This is a genomic window from Rheinheimera sp. NSM, assembly GCF_052380015.1.
GTDB lineage: Bacteria > Pseudomonadota > Gammaproteobacteria > Enterobacterales > Alteromonadaceae > Alishewanella.
In genome coordinates, this window is sequence record NZ_JBQTCI010000004.1 from 400,157 (window position 1) to 426,450 (window position 26,294).

The 26,294-nt window shown below is 50.4% G+C and carries 19 protein-coding genes; 9 read left to right on the forward strand and 10 right to left on the reverse strand.

All coding sequences use genetic code 11. The annotated features are described in order from the left end of the window. Positions 1-36: 36 nt before the first annotated feature. Both ACTZWV_RS14085 and ACTZWV_RS14090 read left to right on the forward strand, forming a co-directional pair. Positions 37-405: a hypothetical protein gene (locus ACTZWV_RS14085; RefSeq protein WP_444787157.1), complete on the forward strand. Its 369-nt coding sequence runs from the start codon at positions 37-39 to the stop codon at positions 403-405. Between the two features lie 293 nt (positions 406-698). Continuing rightward, positions 699-1,628 (forward strand): sulfite exporter TauE/SafE family protein, encoded by a 930-nt coding sequence (locus ACTZWV_RS14090; protein ID WP_444787158.1) that lies wholly within the window; start codon positions 699-701, stop codon positions 1,626-1,628. An 86-nt stretch (positions 1,629-1,714) separates the two neighbouring features. On the opposite strand, the gene ACTZWV_RS14095 is transcribed toward ACTZWV_RS14090, so the two are convergent. From ACTZWV_RS14095 to ACTZWV_RS14105, 3 genes are all read right to left on the reverse strand, one after another. Then, on the reverse strand, positions 1,715-3,037 hold the full coding sequence (locus ACTZWV_RS14095) for an NDP-hexose 2,3-dehydratase family protein (protein ID WP_444787159.1): 1,323 nt from the start codon (positions 3,035-3,037) through the stop codon (positions 1,715-1,717). Continuing rightward, entirely contained in the window at positions 3,037-4,302 is a 1,266-nt protein-coding gene (locus ACTZWV_RS14100; RefSeq protein ID WP_444787160.1) for a class I SAM-dependent methyltransferase, read from the reverse strand. The genes ACTZWV_RS14095 and ACTZWV_RS14100 overlap by 1 nt, the downstream gene beginning before the upstream one ends. A gap of 101 nt (positions 4,303-4,403) precedes the next feature. Beyond that, positions 4,404-5,090, reverse strand: coding sequence for a hypothetical protein (locus ACTZWV_RS14105; RefSeq protein ID WP_444787161.1), 687 nt, complete (start codon positions 5,088-5,090; stop codon positions 4,404-4,406). A gap of 804 nt (positions 5,091-5,894) precedes the next feature. Here ACTZWV_RS14105 and ACTZWV_RS14110 point away from each other — a divergent pair. From ACTZWV_RS14110 to ACTZWV_RS14125, 4 genes are all read left to right on the forward strand, one after another. After that, positions 5,895-7,250 (forward strand): ABC1 kinase family protein, encoded by a 1,356-nt coding sequence (locus ACTZWV_RS14110; RefSeq protein WP_444787162.1) that lies wholly within the window; start codon positions 5,895-5,897, stop codon positions 7,248-7,250. A 98-nt stretch (positions 7,251-7,348) separates the two neighbouring features. After that, positions 7,349-8,494, forward strand: coding sequence for a TIGR03032 family protein (locus ACTZWV_RS14115; protein WP_444787163.1), 1,146 nt, complete (start codon positions 7,349-7,351; stop codon positions 8,492-8,494). A gap of 1,364 nt (positions 8,495-9,858) precedes the next feature. Then, a complete protein-coding gene (locus tag ACTZWV_RS14120) occupies positions 9,859-12,645 on the forward strand; it encodes an autotransporter family protein (RefSeq protein ID WP_444787164.1) in 2,787 nt (928 codons plus the stop codon). Positions 12,646-13,023: 378 nt separating this feature from the next. Then, positions 13,024-13,782 (forward strand): substrate-binding periplasmic protein, encoded by a 759-nt coding sequence (locus ACTZWV_RS14125; protein ID WP_444787165.1) that lies wholly within the window; start codon positions 13,024-13,026, stop codon positions 13,780-13,782. Between the two features lie 7 nt (positions 13,783-13,789). On the opposite strand, the gene ACTZWV_RS14130 is transcribed toward ACTZWV_RS14125, so the two are convergent. The 5 genes from ACTZWV_RS14130 to ACTZWV_RS14150 form a co-directional block, all read right to left on the reverse strand. Then, complete coding sequence (locus ACTZWV_RS14130) at positions 13,790-14,827, reverse strand: ABC transporter ATP-binding protein (protein WP_444787166.1); 1,038 nt, start codon at positions 14,825-14,827, stop codon at positions 13,790-13,792. Then, positions 14,827-16,467, reverse strand: a complete 1,641-nt coding sequence (locus ACTZWV_RS14135) for an ABC transporter permease (protein ID WP_444787167.1) — start codon at positions 16,465-16,467, stop codon at positions 14,827-14,829. Before ACTZWV_RS14135 ends, ACTZWV_RS14130 begins: the two co-directional genes overlap by 1 nt. A 38-nt stretch (positions 16,468-16,505) precedes the next feature. Then, a complete protein-coding gene (locus ACTZWV_RS14140; protein ID WP_444787168.1) occupies positions 16,506-17,528 on the reverse strand; it encodes a Fe(3+) ABC transporter substrate-binding protein in 1,023 nt (340 codons plus the stop codon). A 149-nt stretch (positions 17,529-17,677) separates the two neighbouring features. Next, positions 17,678-19,036, reverse strand: coding sequence for a 5-methyltetrahydrofolate--homocysteine methyltransferase (locus ACTZWV_RS14145; RefSeq protein WP_444787169.1), 1,359 nt, complete (start codon positions 19,034-19,036; stop codon positions 17,678-17,680). Positions 19,037-19,101: 65 nt separating this feature from the next. Further along, complete coding sequence (locus ACTZWV_RS14150) at positions 19,102-21,516, reverse strand: TonB-dependent receptor (protein WP_444787170.1); 2,415 nt, start codon at positions 21,514-21,516, stop codon at positions 19,102-19,104. 193 nt (positions 21,517-21,709) lie between these two features. On the opposite strand from ACTZWV_RS14150, the gene ACTZWV_RS14155 reads away from it, so the two are divergent. From ACTZWV_RS14155 to ACTZWV_RS14165, 3 genes are read left to right on the forward strand one after another with little or no spacing between them, the layout of a single operon-like run. Next, entirely contained in the window at positions 21,710-22,084 is a 375-nt protein-coding gene (locus tag ACTZWV_RS14155; protein WP_444787171.1) for a MerC domain-containing protein, read from the forward strand. Next, positions 22,071-23,291 carry a zinc metallochaperone GTPase ZigA gene (zigA, locus tag ACTZWV_RS14160; RefSeq protein ID WP_444787172.1) on the forward strand — a complete coding sequence of 407 codons (1,221 nt, stop codon included), beginning with the start codon at positions 22,071-22,073 and terminating at the stop codon, positions 23,289-23,291. Before ACTZWV_RS14155 ends, zigA begins: the two co-directional genes overlap by 14 nt. Continuing rightward, positions 23,288-23,857 carry a DUF1826 domain-containing protein gene (locus ACTZWV_RS14165; protein WP_444787173.1) on the forward strand — a complete coding sequence of 190 codons (570 nt, stop codon included), beginning with the start codon at positions 23,288-23,290 and terminating at the stop codon, positions 23,855-23,857. The genes zigA and ACTZWV_RS14165 overlap by 4 nt, the downstream gene beginning before the upstream one ends. Before the next feature lie 145 nt (positions 23,858-24,002). Here the strand turns inward: ACTZWV_RS14165 and ACTZWV_RS14170 are convergent, their stop codons facing one another. Next, positions 24,003-25,052, reverse strand: coding sequence for a DUF4785 family immunoglobulin-like domain-containing protein (locus ACTZWV_RS14170; protein WP_444787174.1), 1,050 nt, complete (start codon positions 25,050-25,052; stop codon positions 24,003-24,005). Between the two features lie 2 nt (positions 25,053-25,054). Next, entirely contained in the window at positions 25,055-26,104 is a 1,050-nt protein-coding gene (locus ACTZWV_RS14175) for a hypothetical protein (protein WP_444787175.1), read from the reverse strand. Positions 26,105-26,294 lie beyond the last annotated feature (190 nt).

Sequence of the window (26,294 nt, forward strand, 5' to 3'; positions counted from 1 at the left end):
TACGATGCAACAGAACTCATACCACACAGAGGCGAGATGTTGTTTGTAGACAACATCTTGTCGTTGGAACCAGGTGTTAGTGCAACAGGCGAATGGCAACCTTCACGTATCTGTTGGCTGAGGTCACACCCAAATTCCACCAATCTGTTACTAACTTTGCCAATGGAGGCTCTTGCGCAGCTTGGGGCTTGTGCAGTTTTTGCTATTGAACGCTACCGTGGCCGCAAACCGTTTCTGGTCGGCCTTGAAAAGGTTGAGTTCCTCCAGCCTTACTCTGTCGACAGCACGGTTTACCTATCTGTCGAGATCATAAGCTTAGGAAGCCGGTATGGAAAAGCACGAGGAACAGCAAAGGTAGGAAAACAAACAATTTGCCGTGGAGAAATCTCCTTTGTTGTCGTTTAGAAACTCAAGGTGGGCGATAAGGACGTTGATGGGTGTTTATGTAAATTTCCTTGTTTGGTTGAAAATGTTTTTTAAGTTTAAAAAGTACCGGGTGGTGGCGACTCGATCCGATAATTAATCGAGAAACTACCACAGTGCAGTGCCCTTGGCGTTTATGATTTGTTGGTAACAATTGATGAGCGTTGGGTATTTAAGGTTTAGATAACAATAATATGGAGCGCTGAATGATATTGAATAAACGATTTGTCCCCATCTATTGGGCACTATTTACTTGGGCAATCTGGGGAGCGTATATGACATACGCCGATGCTTGGAATCTATTTGAGGGTAACTGGTTTATGAGTGTGACCATGGCATTAGGTTCCTTCATTGCCGGAGCAACCAGTGAGGGGGGGGGGGCCGTTGCCTTTCCGATGATGGTACTGGTTTTTGAAATACCCCCCAGTACTGCCCGCGATTTTTCATTGATGATTCAGTCAGTTGGCATGGTAGCCGCGGCTGTGTCGATCATCATGCTGAGAATACCAATTGTGTGGCGGGCGGTAGTGCTGGCATCAGTGGGTGGAGTTTGTGGCGTAATCTTCGGCATCGAAGTTATACAGCCAATGATGGCCCCACCGCTGGTAAAGCTTTTCTTTACCAGCCTCTGGCTTTCGTTTGGCTGTGTTCTATTCTGGACCAACCGACATGCGGATCGCCAGGTTGTGAGGGATATGGGGCCGGCAACAAATTCAGATATTATTAGGCTGCTTGCTGTTGGTTTTATTGGCGGGACGGTAAGCGGACTCACAGGCAGTGGCTTGGATATCATCACCTTTTCGCTGCTAGTGCTGTTTTACCGTACCTGCGAAACCGTGGCCACACCCACTTCAGTGGTATTAATGGCGATCAATTCAGTCATGGCGTTTCTCTGGATGGAGGGGTTTGGCTCGGGTGTTGCCGAGGCCGCCTGGGATTATTGGCTGGTTTGCATCCCGATTGTGGTGATTGGCGCACCATTAGGAGCTTGTTTTATTCGCAATAAGTCACGTAAGTTTATTGCGAGAATTCTGTATGCTTCTATTGTGTTCCAATACCTTGGCGCCTTGATAATACTACCCATGGATATGAAGCTCGCGCTGTTTAGCGGTTCAGTGATTATTGTTGGATTGCTTTGTTTTTGGACGGCAATTCATTTCGGCAATAGACGCTTAAAGCCTGTCAGGTTTGGGTGTGAGGTCTAAGGGCTTTCTACTTGCGACGAAGGCCTGTTAGTTAGAATCCCTGCATTTATCATAGTTCAAAACAAGGGGATTCTAACCGAATCGCGTCAAACTTGAGTAAGAAATAACAGAAAAGCCAATGTATCTCTGGCTTGAATATTTAGGAGGTTTCCCTGCTGTGCAATTGAAATGAGCGTTTTGACGTCACACCAACGGTACTCATCGCTCGGAGGTGGGATGTCACAGTTAACTAAGACGTAACGGACTGCACTTTGAAAAAAGCGCCCGCCTTCATCAGAGTGAAAATTATCATAAAGAATTCGCGCTTTTTGTATTTTTCCGCAGTCGGGCGCCAGTGCACGTTCCAGCTGACTCTGCATTTTGTCAGAAGGCTGGTCTCCGCCAGAAATTTGGACCGTTGGACCGATTTCCGCAAAATCCAGAATGCCCGGCTCAACACAAGTTCTGAACAAAGCCTGAAGTGCGCCTTCGCGTTCACGAACCGCAAGAATGACTAGTCCAACCGCCTTGGGTTTTACCATGAGTTGATCCCAGAAATCGACTTCTCTGCCGATCGCGTCGACGCGAACACCGATTACCTCGTGCCCGGAGCCGTCAATGCGATGGAGCTTGTCAAGCTGCCGGCGCCAGCCCATCAGATCACTCAGAGGAACGCGAGTTGCCGAATATGCGATTCTGGAACGATGATGGCTGAGCCATTTTTGAATTCGATCAGCTTCGACGACTAGAGTTGGTGCATTTCGGCTTTGCCAGAACGGACCTAAAGCAAGAATTGTTCGCAGATCTGAGTGGATCAAGTTGCTCACCGAAAGGTGCCTGATAAGATCATTGATTTCTACCCAGCGAAATCCAACAGGCGGCTCAAAGTAAGGCACTTCGACTATCATCGATTGATTGCGTTTTTGCCAAAAGACGCTGCCGTGTTCGGATTGAACAGTGTCGAGCAATACCACGCGCGGAGCATGAAAAAGTTCAAGAAAGAGAACAGGCTTACCACCGTGCGCCCGGAGCTGGTTGCTTCGTGTTGCCTGAACGGTTGGCGAAATCTGACAACCGTGTATAGTTCCCGGTTCTGCTTTGGCCTGGACCAAGGCAAACAAACCAAAGCTGGCTCTCGCAACTGCAAGGCCAAGAAGTCCGACCTCTGGCTGATCGATCATTGCGGTGGCGGTAGTGCACTCCTCACCGTGAAAACCGTGCGTAACACCAACAACCGAGAAGTACTTACCGCTCGAGTGACTATAAGCCGGGCTTAACTCTGACGTTTCCCATAGCCTAACTTCGGAAAGAGGGATCCGAGTTGCCGTTGCAGAAGACCATTTTCTGGCTTCCAGCCGCCAACTCTGCAATTCTAAAAACTCGTCAGCCCCGGAAGCCCGGGCAAAGTGTTGATGAGCTCGTGAATTCATTAACTAGGATCGAGCGAGAACGTGACGTTTGGAACAAATTTTAGCCATGACCCACCCTGAGCACGGAAAGCGGATTCTCGAGAAATGATCTCTTCCTCATGATTCCAAGCGAAGAGCAGGTAAATGTCGGGATAATCTTCAATACTTTGAGGAAACGGCTCAATTGGTATGCCTGTTCCGGGGGTTAATTTCCCTTGTTTCTCGGGAGTCGTGTCGTAAATGACCGGGAGGAGGTTGCAGTCGATTCCGCAGTAGTTTAAAACTGTTGAGCTTTTTGCAGTTGCTGCGTATCCGGCAACAGTCTTACCAGTAGAAGCTAATACACGAAGAACTTTCAGCAATTCGGAGCGGCGAACCTCAACGGCTTCCGCAAATTTCTTCAAATGATCTACGGAATGAAGGCCAGTCTTGCGTTCATTTTCTATAAAGTCCACAACCGATTGTGACTGTGTTCTGTGTAGACGCCCAACCGTAAACCGAAGTTGTCCCCCATGGGTTCCCAGGTGTTCTACGTCGATCAGTTTCATGCCAAACTTTCTGGCAATCAAATCCATACTTGTTGCGCTGAAGTAGTAGATATGCTCGTCATAGATCTGATCAAAGGCACAATTAGTAACGATATCGCCCAGGTATGGGTCCTCGAAAATAAAGCGGCCATCTTCAGCAAGAAGAAGGTCAACTCCTTTGAAGACTGATGCTAGATCAGAAATGTGGCAAAGGGTGTTCGCTGCATATATTACAGTTGCCGGTTTAGCCGATTCCAATATTTCGGCAGCGGTCTCAGCGTTGAACCAACCAGTCTTGGCATTTACTCCACGAGCCACGGCTTCCGCAACGAGATTGGAAGCAGGATCAATGCCGAGCTGCATAAAACCCAACTTGGCAAATGTTTCCAGAAAGGTGCCATCATTACAGCCAAACTCAACAATAAATGGCACTGTGTCAGCGTGCCTTTCTAAGTCGAGAATTTCAAGAGCCGTTTTACGGAAATGCTGCTGCATCCGTTGGGAGGAAGAAGTTCGAAATGGGTAGTCCGAAGTAAACATCAATTCGGGGGGGACTTCGTCAATAAGTTGCACTAGTTGACAAGACTCACATATGCCGACTTTCAACTCAAACATTAACTCAGGCGAATGCTCATCAGGTCGGCGATATGAATCTGCCCGGGGATGCCTACCCAGATCAATAAATTGATGGAGACGCTGACCGCAAATTCTACAATCTGGTTGTCGATTGGAGCAGTTTTTATTTCGTGAGCTGTGCATAATTGTTATTATTGTCTGCTTTGTTTAAATTTTTGAATTTGCTTTGCAACCTGGGTTTCACAGGTTGAGGCTCAACCAGGCTACAAAGCGATTAGTGGAGATCACTCCGTCAGAGGCAACAGCTTGACTATTTTCGTCTCAGTAAGTGTTTTAATGGCAACGATTTCGCCTTGTGCATTTGCCATCGGTACAAGCCCTTTTTGGCTATAAACAGACCCAACTGGAGGAACTTGGTTTACGGCTGCTTGCATGTGAGCTGCATCTGGGTTGTGCAGAACTCCCATAGGAGTTTCAACAGCCAAATGGATGAATTGCTGGCTACGGACAGACTCCGGCCCGAACTCTACTCCAAGAGGAATTTCCAGGCGGCCAATAGAAGGCTCAAGAGTGGCATTAAAAGAAGTGCCCACGCCGAGAGCAACAGTTTGGCCGGGGAAAAGGACTTTGCTGATAGTCTCAGTTCGGTAGTTCTTAATTTCCAGATCCAGCCGAACTGTGCCGTTCATGCTAAAGACCGGGTCATGTACAAGGATTTCGAACTCAGCCTCAGGGAACTCGAACCGCTCGCGCAGGGCATTTGGGTCGTCATGTTTAGTTCCGACAACCACTTCAATAGTTGTCTGCGACGTTGCTTTGTAGCCGCGCGAACCATCTGGGAATGTGCGTCGCGGCTCCATTCTCAGCAATATTTCGCTTGCGCGGTTACGGAGTGCCTTCCAAGGCGTTGCAATTTCATCTGGGAGAGCAGGGCCAACCTCCTCTAACATCATATCTGCAAGTTCTATCATAAGTTTTCCTTTCACGTTGTTGGGTTTCTTGTGGATATAGTTGCGTTATATAACGGATTTATATTAGAGCTCAGAATCGCGCCATGTCTAGGTGCTGAGCCAGCCAATCTTCTGGCATAACTGAGACGGAAAATGGCATGGCTATGCCAATTTGAACATTCGTCTACTTAAACTTGTTCCAGAAAGAAGGGATGGTAAGGAAAACGGAACATCCAAAGTCCAAGATCCGATGAACTGAGGATTAAATTCGTAAGAGAATGGTAAAAGCCTGAGGAAGGATTCATCGATGGCAAATTGCCCAATTCAAGAATAAGGGAAAAGGTAAAAGTCAGCCTTGGTGGCGCCGACGAGCGGAAATTGAAACTGTGCTTGATACTCATCGAGGAAATTGATGCGAAGGTGTCATCTAACTTATGGTCAAAGAGGCTGAGGCTGCTCTGCCGCCGGCGGGGCAAAGCGCTACCCGGGCGAAAAATTTCGAATTTCTATCATCCAGCAGAATGTAGCCCCTCTGATGAGCACGTGGCCTTTGAGATTTTAGTTCGTCTGAGTATTCTGTAATTTTTACTTCAGCTGGACACGCGCGTAATTCCTTCGAACAGGGCCTTCTGGATTTTTTGAAATTTTAAGAATTTGTTGTCGTAATCGGTCGGGCGTTGAAATATAGTGCAGTAAAAAGAGAGTAAAATTGGGCCGGAAAGAAATGAGAAATCCAGTCCTTGCGCTTAATCCAAATTCAGGTCATCGCTTTGCAAGCGTTTCTCCAGGAAGGAGCCGACTAATTGTCTTTAAAGCGGGAGAGCGATGCGAAACGAATCAAAAACGCATAATAACTACAAGGGCTGTTGTGGAACGCATACGACGAACCAAGTTGGTCGATTGCGTGACTCCGCCAAACTCGTAATACTTCTGCCAGTGCGTTTAACAGAAATATGCTTTGTTGTCATAGCCTACGCCCTGAAAATGTTCTTTAGTTGGTCTCTGAGGCGGTTCAGCTCAAGAAGTGCTTATTTTAATTCACAGGGAAATACCCTGCGTGAAGCGCTGCAGGCTCTCGGGCCGACTTTCATCAAGCTTGGCCAAGTCCTCAGTTCCAGACCGGACTTAGTGTCGCCAGAAATCTCATCTCGGCTAGCCGTCCTGCAAGAACAAGTGGAGTCCAGAAAACCCGCGCAAGTAAAGCATCTGATATCACAATTCCTTGGCCGGAAGCTCAACAGCGTCTTCGGACATTTTGAAGAAGAACCAATTGCAGCTGGTAGCGTAGCCCATGTGTATCGGGCGGTACTGTTAGACGGCTCTGTGGTCGCGGTTAAGATCGTGCGACCTGGAGTGCGATGGCGGATGATTTGTGACATGGTACTCTTTTCGGCAACGGCTAAAATACTAAGTTTGGTGCCGCGGATGAGGTTAATCCCAATGGCTCCAATGGTGGAGGAACTTCGGCATGTTCTGATTTGTCAGCTTGATTTGTCTGCCGAGGCTTGCAATTATACAAAATTCAGAGAGAATTTTTGCAGTTCGTCTCACGTTCAGCTGCCCCGGATTCACAGTGAGCTCTCTAACGGCCGAATGCTGACAATGGAGTACCTCGACGGGCTGCAAAGAGTCGAGCAAGTTGCTAAAAAAGTGGGCTGCTCAGATGTACTCGCCAAAACTTGCCTCCGAGCACTTTTCCAAATGATTTTTATCGACGGATTCGTCCACGGCGACCTGCATTCAGGCAACGTCAGGTTTAAGAATGATGAAGAGCTCGTATTACTCGATTGCGGTTTAGTCGTTCTCTTGGATTCCAAGAGACAGTCTGAGTTCACTAGATTTTTCTTGTCTATTGCAACAAATAATGGCTGCGAGTGCGCGAAAATAGCTCTCTCAACATCGACTTGGCGCTCCAAGCTCTTCGACTGGAACCGCTTCGAAAAAGAGATGTGTGAACTTGTCAACGCAAACTCAGGTAAGAGCGCAGAACTGTTCGAGGTAGCTCACTTCGCGAAAGAACTCTTTGAGTTATTTCGGCGCAACGGTCTACGTGGTTCTACCGATTTTGTTACCGTAATTTTGGCACTGGTCGTTTTTGAGGGAATTGTAAAGCAATTATCGCCATCGCTTGATTTTCAAGCAGAGGCTCGCAGCTTTCTGTTTGCAGTTGGGTTGTATTAACACCTGACCAGGATTAATGGTGCGATTCCAGCGTCTTTCTTTTCTTCATGGGTCTGGTTCGGGTTTATTATTTGATTTAGTACAATTGTGAGATCTGAATGGGAAATTTAAGGAATTCAAATGGTGCGCAACGTGGCACTGGGGCAGCAGATTCTGCTCTTCAGGTTGAGTACAGCCAGTCTGGCGGACTCGTGACACTGTTGACCCAACTCAGCGTTTCGCTTGCCGTGTCCTCTTATCAAGCAGGCCTACTTTATTTGATCGGGCGGAATCCAATGGGCGGCTTGAATGTTCATGAAGCTGCGATGCCCAAACCGATGGGGCTAAGTTGGCATGAGAATGGCCAGCTGATCTTAGCTGGCGGCATGGAAATCCTGCGTTTTGAGAACATTCTCGGGCCCCATGAAAGGTTAAACGGCAGCTTTGACGCATGCTTCGTGCCACGCAATGTCCATACGACCGGAAGACTCGACGCCCATGATGTTGGTGTTGCTTCCGATGGCCAGGTAATCTTTGTGAATACTCGTTTCAATTGTCTGGCCACCCTATCGTCGCGGCACAGTTTCACACCTATTTGGCTGCCTCCGTTTATTGACCGAATTGTGGACGAGGATCGCTGCCATCTAAATGGACTTGCGATGCGCGACGGCAAACCAGCCTTTGTGACGGCTGTCTCGCGATCAAACACCGTTGATGGTTGGCGCGATCGGCGCGTTGGTGGTGGTGTTGTTGTTGAGGTTCAAACCGGTCGTATTGTCTGCGATGGATTGTCGATGCCGCATTCGCCCCGGTGGCATGATGGTCGTTTATGGCTTCTGAACTCCGGCACAGGAGAACTTGGTGTGGTCGAGGGGCTGGGTCGTGAGGGGGAACACTCCGGATCCCAGATCGGGCATTTCAGACCTGTTGCGTTTTGCCCGGGTTTTCTGCGTGGTCTTGCATTTTGCGGTAACTACGCAATCGTAGCGTTATCGAAACCTCGCTACAAGCGATTTGAAGGCCTGCCGCTTGAACAGCGTTTAAAAGAGGCCGATAGTTCGCCTTGGTGCGGAGTTCAGATTATAGATCTAAAAACGGGGTCTTGTGTTGAATGGTTCAGGATCGATGGTGATGTGGCTGAACTTTATGACGTGGAGATTCTGCCCGGTTTTCATTCGCCCATGGCATTGTCGCTTGGTTCGCCTGAGCTAGCCAAACTAATCACTTGGAATAGAACCGAAGCATCGTTGGATCTAACAAACTAGCAGTTTGAACCAGCAAACTCGAATTCTTAAAACTCAGCCATTGGCTGGACAAGCTGCATGCGGCCCCCTTTTTTGGCCATCTAAAAAACATTGCTGCATCTGAAAAACACTTATCCAATTGTTAAAATTGATAATTCGATCGACAATTTTGACCAAGGATTGACAGAATTTCTGTCAATCCTTGGTCAAAATGGAACAGTAAAATGTAACCAACAAATCCATCCGTCTCCCCGCAGTCCGGATTTTTGCCATACTCAACTCCCCTATTGCAGGACATTGGCAACGCCTTAAACCAGTCTGAATTAGAGCAGGCTATTTCAAACCTTGCCAGCGGTAAAATTGATACAGCCAAACCCATTCGTTTGATGTGAGGTTTGTAGCTGCTAAAACAGATTAACAATCATAATGTTGCCTAATTTGTAAGAACAGTCACTGTTGAATCCTTATCAGCTAGTGTTTTGCGGGGAAAGCAAAAACGGGCCCTGAAAATATTAAGGACTATTGCTCATGCTGTGTTGAGTGACCTGGAACATTAACTAACGCCGGTGGTGCTTGCGAAGGTAAAAGAAATGTTTGTATTGAATCGTCTGCCGTTTAGCCTTCCCGGTACAGACTATTAGTTTGCGCCCTAAATAGGTCCGACTCGCCGAAATCCTAGATATCCTTCCAACCGCCAGCCCAAGAAATTGTGGCGCACATGGCGATAAAGTAGTAATCAAATAGCGGCTTGATAAACTTGGCTGACAAGCGGTGATCTTAGTTTTGGCAACTTAAGTTTAAACTAGTTGCTCAAAACATGTTCGCGATTTCACCCTGAGTGTCATTTTCCTGAGCATAAGAATTGACCGTCACGAAAGAGGTCAGAAAAGATTTCTTGTTTAAAATTGCTGAGTTGTACGTTATTTTTTTCTAAATTATATTGACACGCTAGCAATAATATTTTTACATACCTAAAATGCAAGCAAATTTGTGACGGTGTCAGGGAGTGACGATGTTCTTAGAAGGGAAGCGGTTATATTCATTTCTGATTATACCATTTGTTCTATTCACTCAAACAACTAAAGCTAAACCGCGTTCAACATTGTCACCAATGGACAGTTTGCTGTCCACCACTACGCGTTCAGTGAAACCGGCAGAAGAGCACCGTTGATTTGAAGCATGCTTCGACCATAGCTAATATCCCAAGCCCGCAAATCATTGCAAGGATTGCAATTGGGGGATTAAAGGAAAAAGTTAGAGGATAAATAAAATGTTACTGAGGAAGCCAAAGAGGGAAGCGAAGTTTTTCAACGTCGGAACATTCAATTTGCCTCTTAAATTAACCAGATGTTTGTCGAGTTGATCATAAAGCAGAGGGAGCAAGCATGACCGGTTCATCCACAATTTGCGGTAATCATCGCAGCACTGTTTTGCGCGGCGAGAGCTCAGCGAAATTGCATTTAATACCACGGCACCCGGTCGCCGTTGCCGTCAATTCAGTTTTGATGGCAAGTGCGATCACACTAGGAACAACAGTTGTTGCTCATGCCGGCTCTTGTGCAGAAACTGGTGGAGTCGGTTCAGGAATTTGGACCTGCTCGGGACCTGGTGTTGCAGATGTGTCACAGTCGCTTTCACCTTCGGTAGAAGGCAACATTATTGTTCAAACTGTAGAAGGTTTTGGCATCACTGTCGCGGATGGAGATGCGATTGAAATCACCAACGCCTCCGGAAACTCCGGTGTCACCTTTTTTGATAATTTTGGCTCTATAATTTCAGGCGAAAACGACGGAATTATCGTCCGCAACTATAGCGATGGCGCTTTGAGCGTGACGTCTTCTGGCACCGTGGTCGGAACGAACGGCCTTGGGATCGGTGCGTATAATTACGGTTCAGACCTAATTATCTCCGCCGCCAACGCTACCGGATCTGAGTATGGGATTGGAGCGGCTAATTTCGGCACGGGTTCCTTAAGCGTGACGGCAACGGGTACCGTTGTGGGAACGAACGGCCCTGGAATCGGTGCTTTTAATGCTGGTACTGATCTAACTATCTCCGCCGTGAATGTTAACGGTGGAGAGTATGGAATTGGCGCGGCCCACTTTGGTACTGGCGCTGTTACAGTGACATCCACCGGCAATGTCTCGGGATCTGGGTTGGACGGAATCTACGCGTATGGCAAAGGGGGTATTGGAACGGATATTACTGTGTCCGCCGTGAACGTTGTGGGAAACAGAAATGGTATTCGCGTTTACAATTCCGGCACTGGCGCGGTCAGTGTGACCTCGACCGGCAGCGTGAAGGGTACAAATTCAGATGGGATTTACGTGTCAAACTCAGCTGCAGGCACCGATCTCATTGTGTCCACTGCGGACGTTAGCGGTAGGACCAATGGGATTTTCGCGATTAACAATGGAGCAGGATTGCAAAGCATTACAGTAAAAGGGATTGTCAAGGGTGGAGCCGATTTTGGTATAAAAACCGAAACGTTAGCGGATAACACGACCGAAATTATCTTGCAGAAGGGAGCCCATGTAAGTTCGACTTCAGGCCTTGCAATTGAAAACAATCAAGGAAACTCCTTCACGACTGTTTACACCGGCGCGTCGGTTTCAGGTGAAATTCGGCTGGGCAGTGGCTCGGACAGTCTGACCTTTGCCGGTGGCGACTTCAGCGGAGTGACCATTTTTGACGGCGGTGATGACGTTGGGACAGCCGACGGCTTTAGCGATGTCTTGACTTTTATAAATTCCAGTGGGGAACTAACTGGTGCTTCTGTACTAAATTGGGAACGCCTGGTGGTAGCCAGTGGATCTAGAATTTCATTTAGCGACAGCATGCTGACAGCAGGTACACTGGAAACGATGAGTGACGGTGTTCTGGATGTGTCCGGCAATCAATTTCAACTGTTCGGCAATTTTAGCAATGGCGGTACGCTTACGATGCTGGATAGCAGCGCCAGCGACAGTTTCACGGTGACGGGAGATTACTCTGGCTCGGGGAGCCTTCAAGTAGATGTTGACTTTGCGGCGAATAAGTCCGACCAATTAATTGTAAACGGAAATGTCACTGGTGGAACAACACTGGTCAGCGTCGCCGACGTAACGGAAGGTAATGCCTCAGGCAAAGATGTTGTTTTGGTGGAAGTTTCTGGCACGACCCGAGCAGGAGATTTTGCGCTTTCAGGAGGACCGATAACCTCGGGGGTTTTTGACTACGATCTTGCGAATACTGACACGCAATGGTTGCTAACTGGTGCCGTGAACGCAACTGGCGCTGTGTATGAGGCTTTGCCGCTAATTCTTGGTGGATTCAACAAGTTGTCTGATTTTAACCAGCGGCGCCATCTGCGGGTATCGACAGAAGCCCAACCCATCTGGCTTCGTTTTAGCGGAGATTTGATGAATGCGGAGCCTGACTCCAGCACGAGCAAATTAAGCTTTGAGAGCAATCAATGGGGCCTGCAGGCCGGGCTGGACTTTTCACTCGTGTCCGGGTCCACAGGCGACTGGATACTTGGTGCGACTCTGCAACATGGCCAAATCAGCGCGGACGTACAGAATTCCAAAGGTACCGGAAGCATTAGAACCACGGGTTCCGGGATTGGTTCTACGGTAACTTTTTTCGGGGATTCAGGGTTTTATGCCGACCTACAGGGTCAGCTGAATTGGCTTGACAGCGACATTGCTTCATCCACAATGGGCAGCCTAGTAAAAAGCCATAATAGCAAGGCCTATTCGTTTGGCGTCGAGTTGGGTCAGCGTTTCAGCCTTACTTCAGCCGGAGCTCTGACCCCTCAAGTCCAACTTACCTGGGGCCTTGTTGATGGTGACAGCTTTACCGACTTTGCAGGTAACGTGATTGTCCCCGGAACCAATGAGAGTACTGTTTTGCGACTTGGCCTTACCTATGATTCAGATCTAACACGGAGTGGGCAGTATTATATATTGGGCAATGTGCTGCGAGATTTTTCGGGTGAACAAAAAACAAATGCGTCAGGTACAACACTGACGTCACAGTCTTCCTATACATTGGGCGAAATCGGAATTGGCGGTGAATTGCGTTTGGGCCGCAATCAAAAACTAGGTGGTGAGGTAAGGTACCAGAGCTCGCTTGACGGCACTGGCAACAATGGCTTTTCTCTTTGGATGAGGTACTTAATAAGATTTTGATCGGGAGCTGAGACTAGAATACCGGAACTTGAGTTCCGGTTTATCTGAATTTCCACAAGAGCACCATCACTTGAGGTATTGGAAAGCAGCAAGGTGTAACCAGAATCCAGTTCGGACGTCGTTTACATCCTCAGCTTAGCAAGTTTATCTCCCCGCCAGAAGTCGAGAGTTAACAAATTGCTGTGCCCGGTGAAATTACTCGCTACGATACCGGCTCACCCAGTTAGCAATACACTATATTTATGTAAACACTCCGTTCTTAGTGGCAGCCTGGATTAGAGTTTTCCGCCTGCCTATTACATTTTTACTTTGTCATTGTTAGCATTTCTATCTGCCTGTGCCACACTTAACGGCCCTGATGCGTACTGCAGGTGTTTGATGAACAGCTTGCGACTTATTGTTCTGCTTACTATTTTGCTGCTTTGCAGCCCCTTAAAAGCACAGACTGACAGCTTGCTGCTGGCCAGCAGCAATTATTACCCGCACTACGCTGCTGATTTGCCGCAGCAGGGCGCGGTAAGTGAAATTATCCGCCAGGCGTTTTTACTGCAGGGTATCGACATCAGCATTGATTTTATGCCGTTTGCCCGCGCTTATCGTGAAAGTCGGCAGGCAAATTATATTGGCCTGGTGGCCGCCTGGTACGATGATAAACGGGCGCAGCACTTTTACTATTCCCAGCCGTTGTATGCCAACCAGATCGTATTTTTTAAACGCAAAGATCAGCCGATAAGCTATCGCGAATATAGCGATTTAGCACAGCAACATTTGCGCCTGGCTGTGGTGCAGGGTTACCTGCATTTGCCGGGCTTGCTGGAGAGTGGTATTGCCACAGAGCAGGTAGCCACAGATGAGCAAGCCTTTCATATGCTGGCGCGCGGCAGAGTAGATTTAGTACCGGCGGATAAGCTCAATGGCTTGTATTTACTTGATGAGAAAATGCCGCAGTTTGCCGGCTCACTGGATTGGATGACGCCGGCGTTGGAGCTGCGGCCTATGTACCTGTTGCTGTCGAAGCAAGACCCGCGCTCAGAAGCGCTGATACAACGCTTTAATACCGGCCTGACTGAGCTGCGCCAATCCGGCCGCTACCAGCAGATTATCGATAACTTACTGCCACAGCATAATCTGCATTAACCGGCAGCTAACTGCGGGCAAATAACACCAGGTGATCTAAATCCAGCCGGATGCCAATTTGCTCGCCAATAGCGTGGTTGTGATGGCTCAGCGCCAGGCATTGCACCAGCTCACCACTGTGTAATTTCAGCTGATACAAAATATGCGAGCCGCGAAAGGCTTTTTCTACCACCTGGGCGGTAATGCCACTGCTGTCGTCGTGCACTATATCGTCCGGACGGATCAATACGTCTACCTTGTCACCCTGTTGCGCCGCACTGGCATAGCGCTGGCGAAACACGCCCAGATTGGTTTGCACCTGCTGCGCATCCAGCATGGTGCCCGGCAGCAGTACGCCGCGGCCGATAAAATCAGCGACAAAACGGTTTAGCGGCTTGTGATACAGCTCATAAGGCGTTGCCCACTGCTGCAAGCGGCCATGCTGCATTACGCCGATCATATCGGCCATGGTAAAGGCTTCGTTTTGATCATGCGTTACCATCACTGCAGTAATATGCAGCTGTTGTAAAATCTGGCGGATTTCACGCGCTAAGCCTTCGCGCAGCTCAGTATCGAGGCTGGAAAAGGGTTCGTCCAGCAGCAGTATTTTCGGTTGCGGCGCCAGCGCCCGGGCTAAGGCGACACGTTGCTGCTGGCCGCCGGACAGCTGATGAATATAGCGCTGGCCCAAATCCGGCAGGCCGACCAGTTGCAGTAACTGCTTTACCTTTTCCGCCTTGCCGGCTTTGCCAAGGTTGAATAAACCAAAACTGATATTGTCTGCCACATTAAGATGCGGGAATAAGGCGAAATCCTGAAACACCATGCCCACCTGGCGCCGCTCCGGTGCCAACATTTGCGTGGCACTGCTTACCGCTTGCTGCTGCAGGCTGATACAACCTTCTGACACCGGTTCAAAACCGGCAATGGCGCGCAATAAGGTGGTTTTACCGCAACCGGACGGCCCGACCAGGCAACCAATCTGGCCCTGTGCTAACGACAAGCTGATATCTTTCACTACAGTATGGCCGCCGTAGGCCACAGCAACCTGTTGTAAATCCAGCATTAATGCGATCCCTTCATACTTGAGTCTACCGAGCGCGCCAGTAATATCACCGGCAATAAGCTTACTATTACAATAGCCAGCGCCGGTAAAGCGGCATCGGCCAGGCGCTCATCAGATGCCAGCTCGTACGTGCGCACCGCCAGAGTATTAAAGTTAAACGGCCGCAGTATCAGCGTTGCCGGCAACTCTTTTAATACATCAACAAACACCAGCAACAGCGCCGTTAACACACTGGCGCGCAGCAGCGGCACATGCACCTTTTGCAATACTTTAAACGGCGCATACCCTAAGGAGCGCGCCGCATTGTCCATGCCGGGTTTAATCCGCTCCAGTCCCGCTTCTACGCTATGCAATGACACCGCCAAAAAGCGCACGCTGTACGCCAGCAGCAGCGCAAATAGGGTACCGGAGAATATCAGCCCGGTGCGCACACCAAACCATTGTTCGGCCAGCAGGTCTATGTGGCTATCCAGCCAGGCCAACGGCAACATTACGCCAATAGCAATAACGGTGCCGGGCACCGCATAACCCAGAGCTGCCACACGCACCGGCGCCTGCACCAGTACGTCACGCCGCAGCCGCTTGCCGTAGGCAAACAACAATGCCAGCAATACCGAAATGACCGCCGCCAGCGCGGCCAGTGAAAAACTGTTCCACACCAGTTGGCCAAACTGGCTGTTCAGCGTAACGCTGTAATTCGACATAGCCCAGCTGATTAACTGTGCCGCAGGGATAACAAAGCCAAACAGTACCGGTAGCAAACACAGCGCCAACAACATCAATTGCCGCAGCGGGCTGACAGTACGCCCGGCCGCGGCCTGAGTGCGCTGGCCCTGGTGGTAGTAACGGATTTTACGCCTGGACCAACGCTCCAGCAGCAGCAACAGCAGTACAAAGCCGGTTAACATCGCCGCCAACTGTGCAGCCGCCGGCTGATTGCCCATGCCAAACCAGGTGCGGAAGATGCCGGTGGTAAAGGTGGTAACACCAAAGTACTGCACGGTGCCGTAATCAGCAAAAGCTTCCATCATCGCCAGCGCGGTGCCGGTTAAAATAGCCGGCCGTGCCAAAGGTAACGCCACCCGCCAAAAATGCCGACGTGATGTTAAGCCCAAAGTCCGGCTGGCTTCCGCTAACGAAGCCGACTGTTCGCGAAATGCACTGCGCGCCAGCATATACACATAGGGATACAGCACCAGCGCCAGCATAATAATGGCGCCGGTTAATGAACGGATTTGCGGAAACCAGTAATCACCGTAGCGCCAGTCAAACTGCGCCCTGAGCGCGCTTTGCACCGGGCCGGCAAAGTCCAGCATGCCGGTATAGGTGTAAGCAATAATATAGGCCGGCATGGCCAGCGGCAGTAACAGCAGCCATTCCAGAATGCGCCGGCCAACAAACTGGTAGCGGGTAATGATCCAGGCAGCAGCCGTGCCAATCAGTAAAGCACCAAGCCCGGTACCAAAGGCCAGTAGCAGCGAATTGACAACATAGTCGGCCAATACGGTTTGGCGTAAATGCCGCCATACCTCAGCTTGCGGCGTTAATACGCTGGCAAAGATCACCACTACCGGCAGCGCCAGCACCAAGGCCGGCAGCAATACCGACCAACGCCAGATATCACGCCAACCCTGCGTCATAAAACGCTTACCACATTACAACAAATTGAATTCAAAGACTATTTCCAGCCAGCGCGATCCATTACACGAATGGCTTCGGCATTTAATTCCCCTAATTTGTCCAATTGTAACTGGTCTGCTTTAAATTCACCAAAGCCTTGTAAAATAGCACTGGCTTTTACGCCCTCACGCACCGGGTATTCGTGGTTTACTTCGGCATACCACTGCTGGGCATCTGCAGTCGTCATATATTCCAGTAACTTAACCGCTTGCGCTTTGTTGGGTGCATATTTAGCCACGCCGGCGCCGGAGATATTAACATGGGCACCGCGGCCGTCCTGATTTGGCCAAAATACTTTAACTTTCTCTGCTGCAGCCTTCTCTTTCGCATCGGCCAGCATGCCGCCTAAGTAATAAGTGTTGGCAATAGCAATATCACACACACCGGCTGCAGCGGCTTTGATTTGGTCACGATCTCCGCCCTTGGGTGGCATAGCAAAGTTGGCTACCAGGCCTTTGGCCCAGCTCTCTGCTTGTGCCGCGCCGTCGTGGGCAATCATGCTGGCGGTCATCGACTGGTTATAAATATTGTCCGACGAGCGGATACAAATACGGCCTTTCCACTGCGGGCTGGCTAAATCTTCATAAGTAGACAGTTGTTCCGGCTTTACTTTACCCGGCACATATAAAATGGGCCTTGCCCGCATGGTCAGGCCATACCATTGCCCGGCAGGGTCGCGCAGCGCTTGCGGAATAGTGGCGGTTAATACTTCAGACTCAACGCTTTGCAGCACATCCTGTTGTTTAGCACGGTATAAACGGCCCACGTCGGTACTGATTAGAATATCCGCCGGGCTATTGCGGCCTTCGCTAACCATCCGGCTGATCAGTTCATCCGGCTTACCGGTGATCAGGTTTACTTTAATGCCGGTGTCGGCAGTAAATTTGTCCAACAGCGGTTTAATAAGCTCTTCCTGGCGGGCTGAATAGATGTTTACTTCTGCGGCCTGTGCGGCGGCAATATTGATAAATGCACCGGCGATACCGGCGCCTAATAAACTTAATGCGTAAGCTGATTTCATACTGCCACTCCTGCAGGGTGTTAAGGTAGAAAAGATAGGCTATATAAGCATAAATACGAATTATTCTCAATGAGATGCAAGCCAGATAAACAAAAAAGGCCGTTAAATATGCTTAACGGCCTTTTCAGCAAGCTTACAGCAGCACAACCTTAGTGGTCATGCGCCTCCGCCGGTTGTGCAATACCTAACCAAACTAACTTATGCGGTACAAAGTTCAGCTGTTGGCTTGCTACGACTTCAGCATCGGCAGTATCAACCGTCAGCAAGCTGCTGTCTATCGGGTTAATTACATACACTTTGTCATCGCTGGCTGATATTGCCAATTCAAAGCGGCTGCCCTCTGGCATAGTCGCTACATCGGCAGTAGTCAGCTGCACTTTGGCAGCAAATTCAAACGCCGGCTCAGCTGTACCCTCATGTTCGTGACCATGATAGTTCAGGATGGTTAAATAGCCCTGGTTATCCAGCAGCACAAATTTACTGCCGTTATCGGCAAAGCCGTAGCCGGTAAGCGCTGCGCCTTCTGCTGCTTGCCAGTCAATCAGTTCCATTTCGCCGTCATGGGCATGAATAGCAAAAGCATTGGCGCCGGCAAAGCCAACAAAATGCTCAGCGTGTTCAGTACCTACCAGGGTGCCGATACGCATAGTGTCGGTAAAATCGGCAGTATTCGCCAGCTTGACGGCAGTAAAGCCGGTGCCGTCTTGCTCAATCAACAACACACCGTCGGTACAGCCAAAGCCGATAAAATGCTCGTTTTGCGCACTGCCGTGTAAACCGGGGCATAACTCGTCAAATACCAGCTCTTCGTGGTAATGGTCGCCATGCTGTTCGTACACCGCTACCTTGTCCGGCAACGTGGTTGCACTGTCAGCATCGCGTATTGTCGAGATTAAGTAATCACCACGTGCCTGAGCAGCACCGTGCATGTTCACACTATAATTCAGCACCGGGTAGCCATTGCTGTCGGTAGTAATATCGGCTTCAGTAATTACCGCTACGGCTGCCGGGGAGGAGCTTGCAGCATCACCGTCAAAAAACACCGCCAGTTGGCTGTCGGTAGCGGTGATATGGGTTGGCCGGCTGTCACTTAACACAAAGCTGGTTAGCGCCGGTGCTTGCTGATAATCGTGCAGGTGATCAACATGATCTTCCTGAAACAGGCCGCCATCGATAAATTCTACACGGTCTGTGGTGCGCTGCACTGCCAGGGCATAGCGTTTGCCCGGTGATGCGGCCAATGCCGAGGGCACATCAGCTACAGCAAAGGTATCCAGCAGGCTGCCATCTTGCAGTTCGTACACCGATACCAGGTTAGAATCTTTCGCCGAAATTGCCAACCGCCCTACCGTGCTAACCTCATCATGATCATGGTCGTGATCATCGTCTCCGGCTATCGGGTCTTTTTCGACAACGTTAGTCGTGCTGTCACCACAGGCGCTGAGTAAAGATACGCTGATCAGCACCGCCGCCAGGCTTAATTTAGTTTGTAACATGGACTGTAACATGAAATCTCCTTGCTAAATAAAAAGTTGCCGCAGGCCAGGAACCACACATACCTGCGACAAAAACGTTAAAAACTACCGCGCACACCCAGTGCCATCGAACGACCCGGCAGTGGTGTTTTATCTTTTAAAAATGAGGTATGTACCCGAACATCTTCATCTGTCAGATTCTGGCCTTTGAGGTAGGCAGTAAGCTGCGAAGAGCCAAGGTTAAAGCGGTAGCTGACGCTGGCATCGAGCAAGCTATAACCGTCAGTGGCCGTTTCCAGCGCGGCGGTTCTGTCCTGCTTCATGTAGCGGGTGGCGCGTAAATCCGCGCTGATGGCATCTTGCTCATAAGCCAGCTCTGCGGAAAAACGCAGTGGCGGCGTACGGGGTAAGTCACCACCACCTTTTAAGCGGGCACGGATATAATCGCCTTGCAAGGTTAGTTTAAACGGCTCATTTAGCTGCCAGACATACTGCGCCTCTAAACCGTGCAGCGTTACATCAGCAGCGGTAAACAGATACACCGGCAACTCACCGCTGTGATCATGCTCATCGCCGTGATCGTGGTCATCGCCATGATCATGGCCGTCTTCGGCAAATAAGCCGGTATTTTGCTGGTAGTAGTAGTTATCCACCTGGTTATAGAAGGCATTTAATACAAAGCCGGTATTACCGCTGAATTTACGCAGCGTAATATCCAGGTTATTCGCCGTTTCCATTTTTATTGGTTGAGCATTTAACACAAACTCATCGTCATCCAGCACAAACAAGGCACCAACTTCATAGGCCGCCGTACCAATGTGAGGGCCAAATGACAGTAACTCAGATGCGGAAGGTGCCCGCTGCGAACGTGATACCGATAAGCCGAGGTTATAGCCTTCCGCAAGATCCCATACCGCACCGGCCGACAGGCTGTAAGGTGTGAATTTTTGGCTGACATCAAATACGCGGATAAGCTCTGCGCCATGGTCATGTTCATCATGATCGTGCTCGTCGCCATCGTGACCATGCGCGCCGATATCGGGCAGCAATACATCAGTAGCGTCAAGCGTTACCCGTTCAATGCGGGCGCCTAATTGCACTAACCAGGGACCGAAGTGGCGCTCTTCCATCCAGCCCAGCGCCAGCATTTGCGTTTCTGACGGCGGGGTAAAGGCTTCTGCACCGATGGCCTCAAAATCGCTGTATTTGTAGTGCAGGCTTAAGCCGCCGCGCCAGTCCTGATAAGGCCGGTGTAAAATTTCAATGCGGGCTTCACGGCTTTGGTTTTTAAAGGTAGTGCCAATTTCGCCATGCTCAATTTCAGCATGCTCATAATCAGTAAATGCCAGTTTGCTGTTAACTGCACGGATTAACCCGGATGAAAAGTTCAGCTCACTTAGCAACTGATAGCGGTTCTGGTTTAAGTCGGCAAACACCTCTTCTTCTGCACTGTGGTCATCCTGGTCGTCATGCTCATCGTGCTCATCATGGCCACCATGCGAGTGGCCGGGAATACCGTACTCGCGGTCCAGCCGGCCGTAAGACACACCAATATAGCCGTTATCCAGCAAATAACTGCCACCGAGGGTAAAACCTTTAGCAGTAGCGGCGGTATTAGCCACCTTGCCTTTTACTGCATCTTCATCCGGCGCTATATCGGCAAAGCCGGGAATACTGTAGTTGCCGTTGTCGCGCCAGAAACCATCGACGTAAACGCCAATGTTATCGACACCGGTAACCAAAGAACCTGCGGCTAATTTTTCATTGTTAACGGACCCACGCTGCAGCATCCATTCGGCACGGCTAGTGTTATCAGTAGGAATACGCTCGTCCACCACGTTTACCACACCACCAATGGCGCCACTGCCGTAAAATAAGGTGGCCGGGCCGCGCAATACTTCAATTTGTGTAGCGGTACTGGCTTCCGCGGCTACACTATGATCCGGGCCAACGCGTGAGGCATCACCGGCATCGAGGCCATTTTGCGTGATCAGCACGCGCGGGCCGTCCAGACCACGGATAATCGGGCTGCTGGCAACACCACCATAAAAATTAGAGTGCACGCCGACTTCGTTTTTCAGTGTATCCCCCAGTGTCGACGCCTGACGCATTTTCAGCGCATCGCCGGCCAGTACGCTAACCGGTAAGGCCGATTCCGTAGCCGAAGCATGAAACGGGCTGGCTTTTACATCTATTACTTCAATGGTGCTGCTAAGCAGCGTAAGGCTTACATCGTTTAAGCCTTGTTGTGGCACAGTGAAATGAAAATTGCGGTGGCCAAAGCGGCGCGCCTCTATATGCAATTCCGCTTCAGCGGCCAACAGCTTGCTTACCACAAAGCGACCATTTTCATCGGTAAATACCCGCTGATTCTCCCCCACCACGCTAATTTCAGCCCCGGCTACCGGCTGACCATTTTCATCAGTAACCACGCCGCTAATAGACTCCGCACTGGCATAACCCGCCAGCAAACAGCTACTCACTACCGTGGCCAATATGGTTTTCTTAAACATCTTATTCCCCATAAATAGCGCCGTTTTGCAGCTGCACGGCACGGCTGCTGCATTTGACGACACAATTGTTATGTTATAACATCCTTTAACTTTTGTGATGTTATAACATTATTTGGTGACAGTGCAACGCCTGCTGCCAAATAACATCACTCCGTCGCAGGCGCCCGCGCCACTAACTTAATAAAGAGACCTTATGAAAGACCTTATTGCAGCTGCCTTATCCGGCCTTTGCGTCGTGCATTGCCTCGCTACGCCGCTGTTGCTGGCACTGGGCAGTTCCGGCCTGCTGCTGGGAGTATTCAGTTCAGAATGGTTTCACTACCTGATGCTGCTGCCCATCAGCGCTATGCTGGCCTGGAGCCTACCGGGTGGTTGGTGTGTACATCAGCGTAAAACGCCTTTTTTGCTGGGTTTAAGCGGCTTCTTAGTGTTGATTGCCGCGCTGTTTTCGCCGCACGAGGCCGAAACCGCGCTATCAATAAGCGGCGGGCTGCTGCTTATCTGCGCCCATTTATATAACCGTAAACTACTGCATAAGCTGCAAGGGCCCCAACATGCTGCCAACTAACATCGCATCAGACAAACGCTTACCGGTAACGGTGTTATCCGGCTTTTTAGGTGCCGGTAAGACTACCTTGCTTAACCATATACTGCATAACCGCGACGGTTTGCGCGTGGCGGTTATTGTTAACGATATGAGTGATGTAAATATCGATGCTAGCCAACTAAATAAGGAAGTTAGCCTGAACCGCGCCGAAGAAAAGCTGGTGGAAATGAGCAACGGCTGTATTTGTTGCACCTTGCGCGAGGATTTACTGCTGGAAGTGGGTAAACTGGCCAAAGCCGGCCGCTTTGATTACTTACTGATTGAATCCACCGGCATTTCCGAGCCGCTACCGATAGCTGAAACCTTTACCTTTGAGCATGAAGACGGCCAGAGCCTGGCCGATATTGCCAGGCTGGACACCTTGGTAACAGTAGTGGATGCGGTTAACTTTTTGCAGGATTTTGAAGCCGCACAAGACTTAAACGAGCGTGGCGAAAGCTTAGGCGAAGACGACGAGCGCAGCGTAGCCGACTTATTAATCGAGCAAGTTGAATTTTGCGATGTATTGGTCGTCAGCAAAGCCGATCTGGTCAGCACACCTCAGTTACAGCGCCTGATAGCCATTTTACGCAGTTTAAACAGCCGCGCCCGTATTATTCATGCTGACAAAGGCAAAGTTGATATAACGCAGATCCTTAATACCGGCTTGTTTAACTTTGAGCAGGCGCAACAAGCGCCCGGCTGGCTGGCTGAACTACGAGGTGAGCATAAGCCGGAAACCGAAGAGTACGGTATCAGCAGCTTTGCCTTTACCTCCCGCAGGCCGTTTCACCCGCAGCGCTTTCATGCCTTTTTACATCAGGACTGGCCCACCGGCCGCCTGCTGCGCTCTAAAGGTTATTTCTGGCTGGCCAGCACGCCCGAACACGCCTGGCTCTGGCATCAGGCAGGTGGCATTGCCCGCTATAATATGGCCGGTTTATTCTGGCAGGCGGTGCCGGCAGAGCAATGGCCGCAAGAGCCGGAATTGCAGGAAGCCATTTTCCAAACCTGGGCAGAGCCCTACGGCGACCGCCGTCAGGAGCTGGTGTTTATTGGCCAGCAACTGGATAAAGCCGCCATGCTGGCTCAGCTGGAGGCCTGCCTGCTAACCGAAGCAGAACTTGAACCGGGTGAGCAGCAATGGCAGCAACTGCCCAGCCCGTTTGCGCAGGAGCAACTGGCGTGAGTGCGCTATCATTCACTGACTTTCGCTTGCCTGGCCGCCAGCTGGTCTCTACCACGGCTGAGATACTGACCGGTATTTTTGCTGACGAGGTTAATTTAGCCTGCTGGCAGCGCCGCAGCAATGCGGCCATCGCAGATTATTGCCGGGCACTTAGCTTGGCTATGCCGCTAAAGCGTATTGTCAGCGCCGACAATGTGCAAAACGATATTGGCTTTGCCCTGCCCGATGCGCCGGGTAAAGACGCCTTTTTGGCTGATATCGCCTTATTGTGCCAGATGTTCAGCTGCTTAATGGACTGCCGGCAACTGGGCCTGCGGCTGGAAACCCTGAGCAAACCCATGTGTCCGAAATTTCATACCGATCATCTGGTATGCCGCCTGGTAGCCACTTACCTTGGCCCCGGCACCGAGTGGCTGGATACGGATGGCAAGCCGGCACAAGCCCGGACATTTTCTGTGACTTTACTCAAAGGCTCCGGCTGGGAGGGCAATGAGCAACAGGCCATAGTGCACCGCTCACCGGCATCTGACACGCCCCGGGTGCTGCTGACGCTGGACCCGATGTAGCCAACAGAGGGGTGTAAGGTTAAACTTGTGAGCAGGTCGTAATCGATTTCATTTATGCCTCCGTTCGGGTTCATAACAGCTTGATAGTTTGGAATATACGCGCTTTTTCTGTGGTGTTATAGCCAAGCACTGACCTTAATCTGGCTTATTGCTGTTCAGCCATCTGCTGCAAAAACTGCAGGCGCTGCAGCTCTTGTTCGTCGGGTTGCCAGGGCTCATCGCTTAGCTGGTTAAGCGAAAAACTGTCTAACGGGTATTCGGCTTTTTCACTGCCGCCGTATTGCGTGAGCTCACCCGGTACCGCCGGGCGTTTTTCCAATACAAAGCTGCCTAAAATATAAGGCCCGCTGTTATTACGCAGCACAGTTTTAAAGGCGCGTAAGGTGATTTCCTGCTTGCCGCTGCCCAGTTTTTCAGTTGCGGTTAACAGTGCCAGTGGCTGACGTTTGTCGGTATATAAATTTGCACGCAGGCGGTAGTAGCCAGCTTGTTTTACCTCAAGCTGCAGCGGGATCTGCATATCACTACCCAAGCCGCGTACCTCACCGACGCCGGTTATGGTGGCGACCGGGTTATGGTATTCAATCCCGGTTTTTAGTACCTGATTCCGGCCATTAGCACTAAAACTAACCTGTACTTCAAAAGCGCCGTTCCAGTTATCTTCCGGCTCCAGCGTGGCACTATAACGCTGTGGCGTGCCGTGCATCTCTGCACTTGCTGCACTATCAGCGCTGCTTTCTTGTACCAGCTGCACACTGACATCAAATACCTGTAAGCCATTTATTTCCAGCGTTACCGGCACGGTTTCGGGGTAACTAAAGCGGTATTTCGGCAGCACTATGGTGGCGCTGGCACCGCCTTGCAGGGGCACGCTTTGTGGGACATAGCGGTTGGGGTTAAGTAAATGCTCATCATCCGCGCTTAGCGGCCGCGAATAGCCCGGCAACTCCAACTCGGCGGCATAGGCGCTGGCCAGCAGTTTAAAGCTCTCGCTGATTGGCTGCGGGACTTTCTCGGTTACGGTAATTTGCTGTGGCGCAGCAGCGGCAGGCTGTGACGGTACTTTAGCCACCGTATCAGGCCGGGCCAATTCCGGCTTTGGCTGTTGTTGCGGCGGTGCCGGTTGTGGCCAGAATAACCCTAAGCCTGCCAGCAAAGCTGACAGGCTTAGTACTAACAACCACTTCTTGTTCATGTTTAATTCGCGGCCTGATACACCAGTGCCGACATACTGGTGTTATTTGAGTTACGCACCACGCGATAACGTGAGCTGAAAATCCACCAGCCACGGTTTTCATCATAGGTATTGAACTGCAAGCGCTCACCGTTTAAGTAATCAGCGCCACTATTGGCGGCGGTAATTTCATCCTCAGCGCGGTTAGCAATCACCTTGCTGTGACTGTAACCTTCACTCATCAGCATCGGGTAGTGGTACGGCATAAAGCCGGATGGGCCGCTGACTGAGGCCAATTTGCCATCAAAGGCCACACTGCGCGAGCAACTGTTAAAGCTGGCCACAACCGAAGCGCCGCAACTGGAGTGGCTGGCCACTACACCGTCGTCCTCACCCGGTAAAAATGCTCCGGTAGCACCTAAAAAATCTGACCCGGCGCCCACAAAGCGTAAACGCGGTACGCGGCTATCCGGAAACGGGGCTAGCTGGCGGGCGGTGTTTACGCGTAAATCATTTAACACCCCTACTGTTGCGGGGGTAGGAATTTCACCGAGCCACAATGACAAGGCTAAACGCAGCGCGCCATCAATCAGACCGGAGCCGCCCGCCACGTTTACCGCTAAATCGGCCAATTCCACCCCGCCACCGGCTCCGGCGAAATCGAAGCTGGCGACAATATTCAGCGGTTGCAGACCGGCGTTTTGCAGCCACAGCGCCTGGTTGTCAATAATGTAGCGGGTAACTAAATCACCGGTAGAGTGCGATACAAAAATACAGCCGCTGGCGCAGGTGCCATTTTGGGCCATTTGCTGCAGCTTTGGCCAAACATAATCACTGGCAATTTTACCGGCCACCCGCTCTTGTGACGGCCAGTCAATGCGCACATCGGCGCGGTCGCGCCAATATTCGGCCCAGTACTCTGCGCCATTGTTGCTTACCTGGCTGCCGGTAGGCCGGCTGGCTAAATTATCCGGCTGAAAGCCGTGTACTAATACAACAGGGTAGCCGCCAACAGCCGCCTGCGCCGAAGCGCTAAGCAGGCCTGCTAATAGCAGCAGGGTAGATTTTTTCATTGGGTTGTCCTCGCCTTTTCTCTGCTGAAACAGGGTTCTTGCTGAGATTATCGTTATTATTTTTGCGTCTCGTCCATGTGACTGGTTACAACTCCACCAACAAGATAGACCAGTTCAATTTGAATGCAATACACGGTTTTACTGCTTTGGCGCGGCAAAGCGCTGAAAAAAGCAGCAGCCTGTTTTAATT

What these genes read in the sequence shown, in the direction of transcription:
- ACTZWV_RS14085 (WP_444787157.1), top strand. Translation starts at nt 37, where the DNA reads ATGTTGTTTGTAGACAACATCTTGTCGTTGGAACCAGGTGTTAGTGCA.
- ACTZWV_RS14090 (WP_444787158.1), top strand. Translation starts at nt 699, where the DNA reads ATGACATACGCCGATGCTTGGAATCTATTTGAGGGTAACTGGTTTATG.
- ACTZWV_RS14135 (WP_444787167.1), bottom strand. Translation starts at nt 16,467, where the DNA reads ATGACGCAGGGTTGGCGTGATATCTGGCGTTGGTCGGTATTGCTGCCG.
- ACTZWV_RS14115 (WP_444787163.1), top strand. Translation starts at nt 7,349, where the DNA reads ATGGGAAATTTAAGGAATTCAAATGGTGCGCAACGTGGCACTGGGGCA.
- zigA (WP_444787172.1), top strand. Translation starts at nt 22,071, where the DNA reads ATGCTGCCAACTAACATCGCATCAGACAAACGCTTACCGGTAACGGTG.
- ACTZWV_RS14150 (WP_444787170.1), bottom strand. Translation starts at nt 21,516, where the DNA reads ATGTTTAAGAAAACCATATTGGCCACGGTAGTGAGTAGCTGTTTGCTG.
- ACTZWV_RS14170 (WP_444787174.1), bottom strand. Translation starts at nt 25,052, where the DNA reads ATGAACAAGAAGTGGTTGTTAGTACTAAGCCTGTCAGCTTTGCTGGCA.
- ACTZWV_RS14105 (WP_444787161.1), bottom strand. Translation starts at nt 5,090, where the DNA reads ATGATAGAACTTGCAGATATGATGTTAGAGGAGGTTGGCCCTGCTCTC.
- ACTZWV_RS14140 (WP_444787168.1), bottom strand. Translation starts at nt 17,528, where the DNA reads ATGAAATCAGCTTACGCATTAAGTTTATTAGGCGCCGGTATCGCCGGT.
- ACTZWV_RS14125 (WP_444787165.1), top strand. Translation starts at nt 13,024, where the DNA reads ATGAACAGCTTGCGACTTATTGTTCTGCTTACTATTTTGCTGCTTTGC.
- ACTZWV_RS14120 (WP_444787164.1), top strand. Translation starts at nt 9,859, where the DNA reads ATGACCGGTTCATCCACAATTTGCGGTAATCATCGCAGCACTGTTTTG.
- ACTZWV_RS14095 (WP_444787159.1), bottom strand. Translation starts at nt 3,037, where the DNA reads ATGAATTCACGAGCTCATCAACACTTTGCCCGGGCTTCCGGGGCTGAC.
- ACTZWV_RS14100 (WP_444787160.1), bottom strand. Translation starts at nt 4,302, where the DNA reads ATGCACAGCTCACGAAATAAAAACTGCTCCAATCGACAACCAGATTGT.
- ACTZWV_RS14175 (WP_444787175.1), bottom strand. Translation starts at nt 26,104, where the DNA reads ATGAAAAAATCTACCCTGCTGCTATTAGCAGGCCTGCTTAGCGCTTCG.
- ACTZWV_RS14155 (WP_444787171.1), top strand. Translation starts at nt 21,710, where the DNA reads ATGAAAGACCTTATTGCAGCTGCCTTATCCGGCCTTTGCGTCGTGCAT.
- ACTZWV_RS14130 (WP_444787166.1), bottom strand. Translation starts at nt 14,827, where the DNA reads ATGCTGGATTTACAACAGGTTGCTGTGGCCTACGGCGGCCATACTGTA.
- ACTZWV_RS14145 (WP_444787169.1), bottom strand. Translation starts at nt 19,036, where the DNA reads ATGTTACAGTCCATGTTACAAACTAAATTAAGCCTGGCGGCGGTGCTG.
- ACTZWV_RS14110 (WP_444787162.1), top strand. Translation starts at nt 5,895, where the DNA reads ATGCGAAACGAATCAAAAACGCATAATAACTACAAGGGCTGTTGTGGA.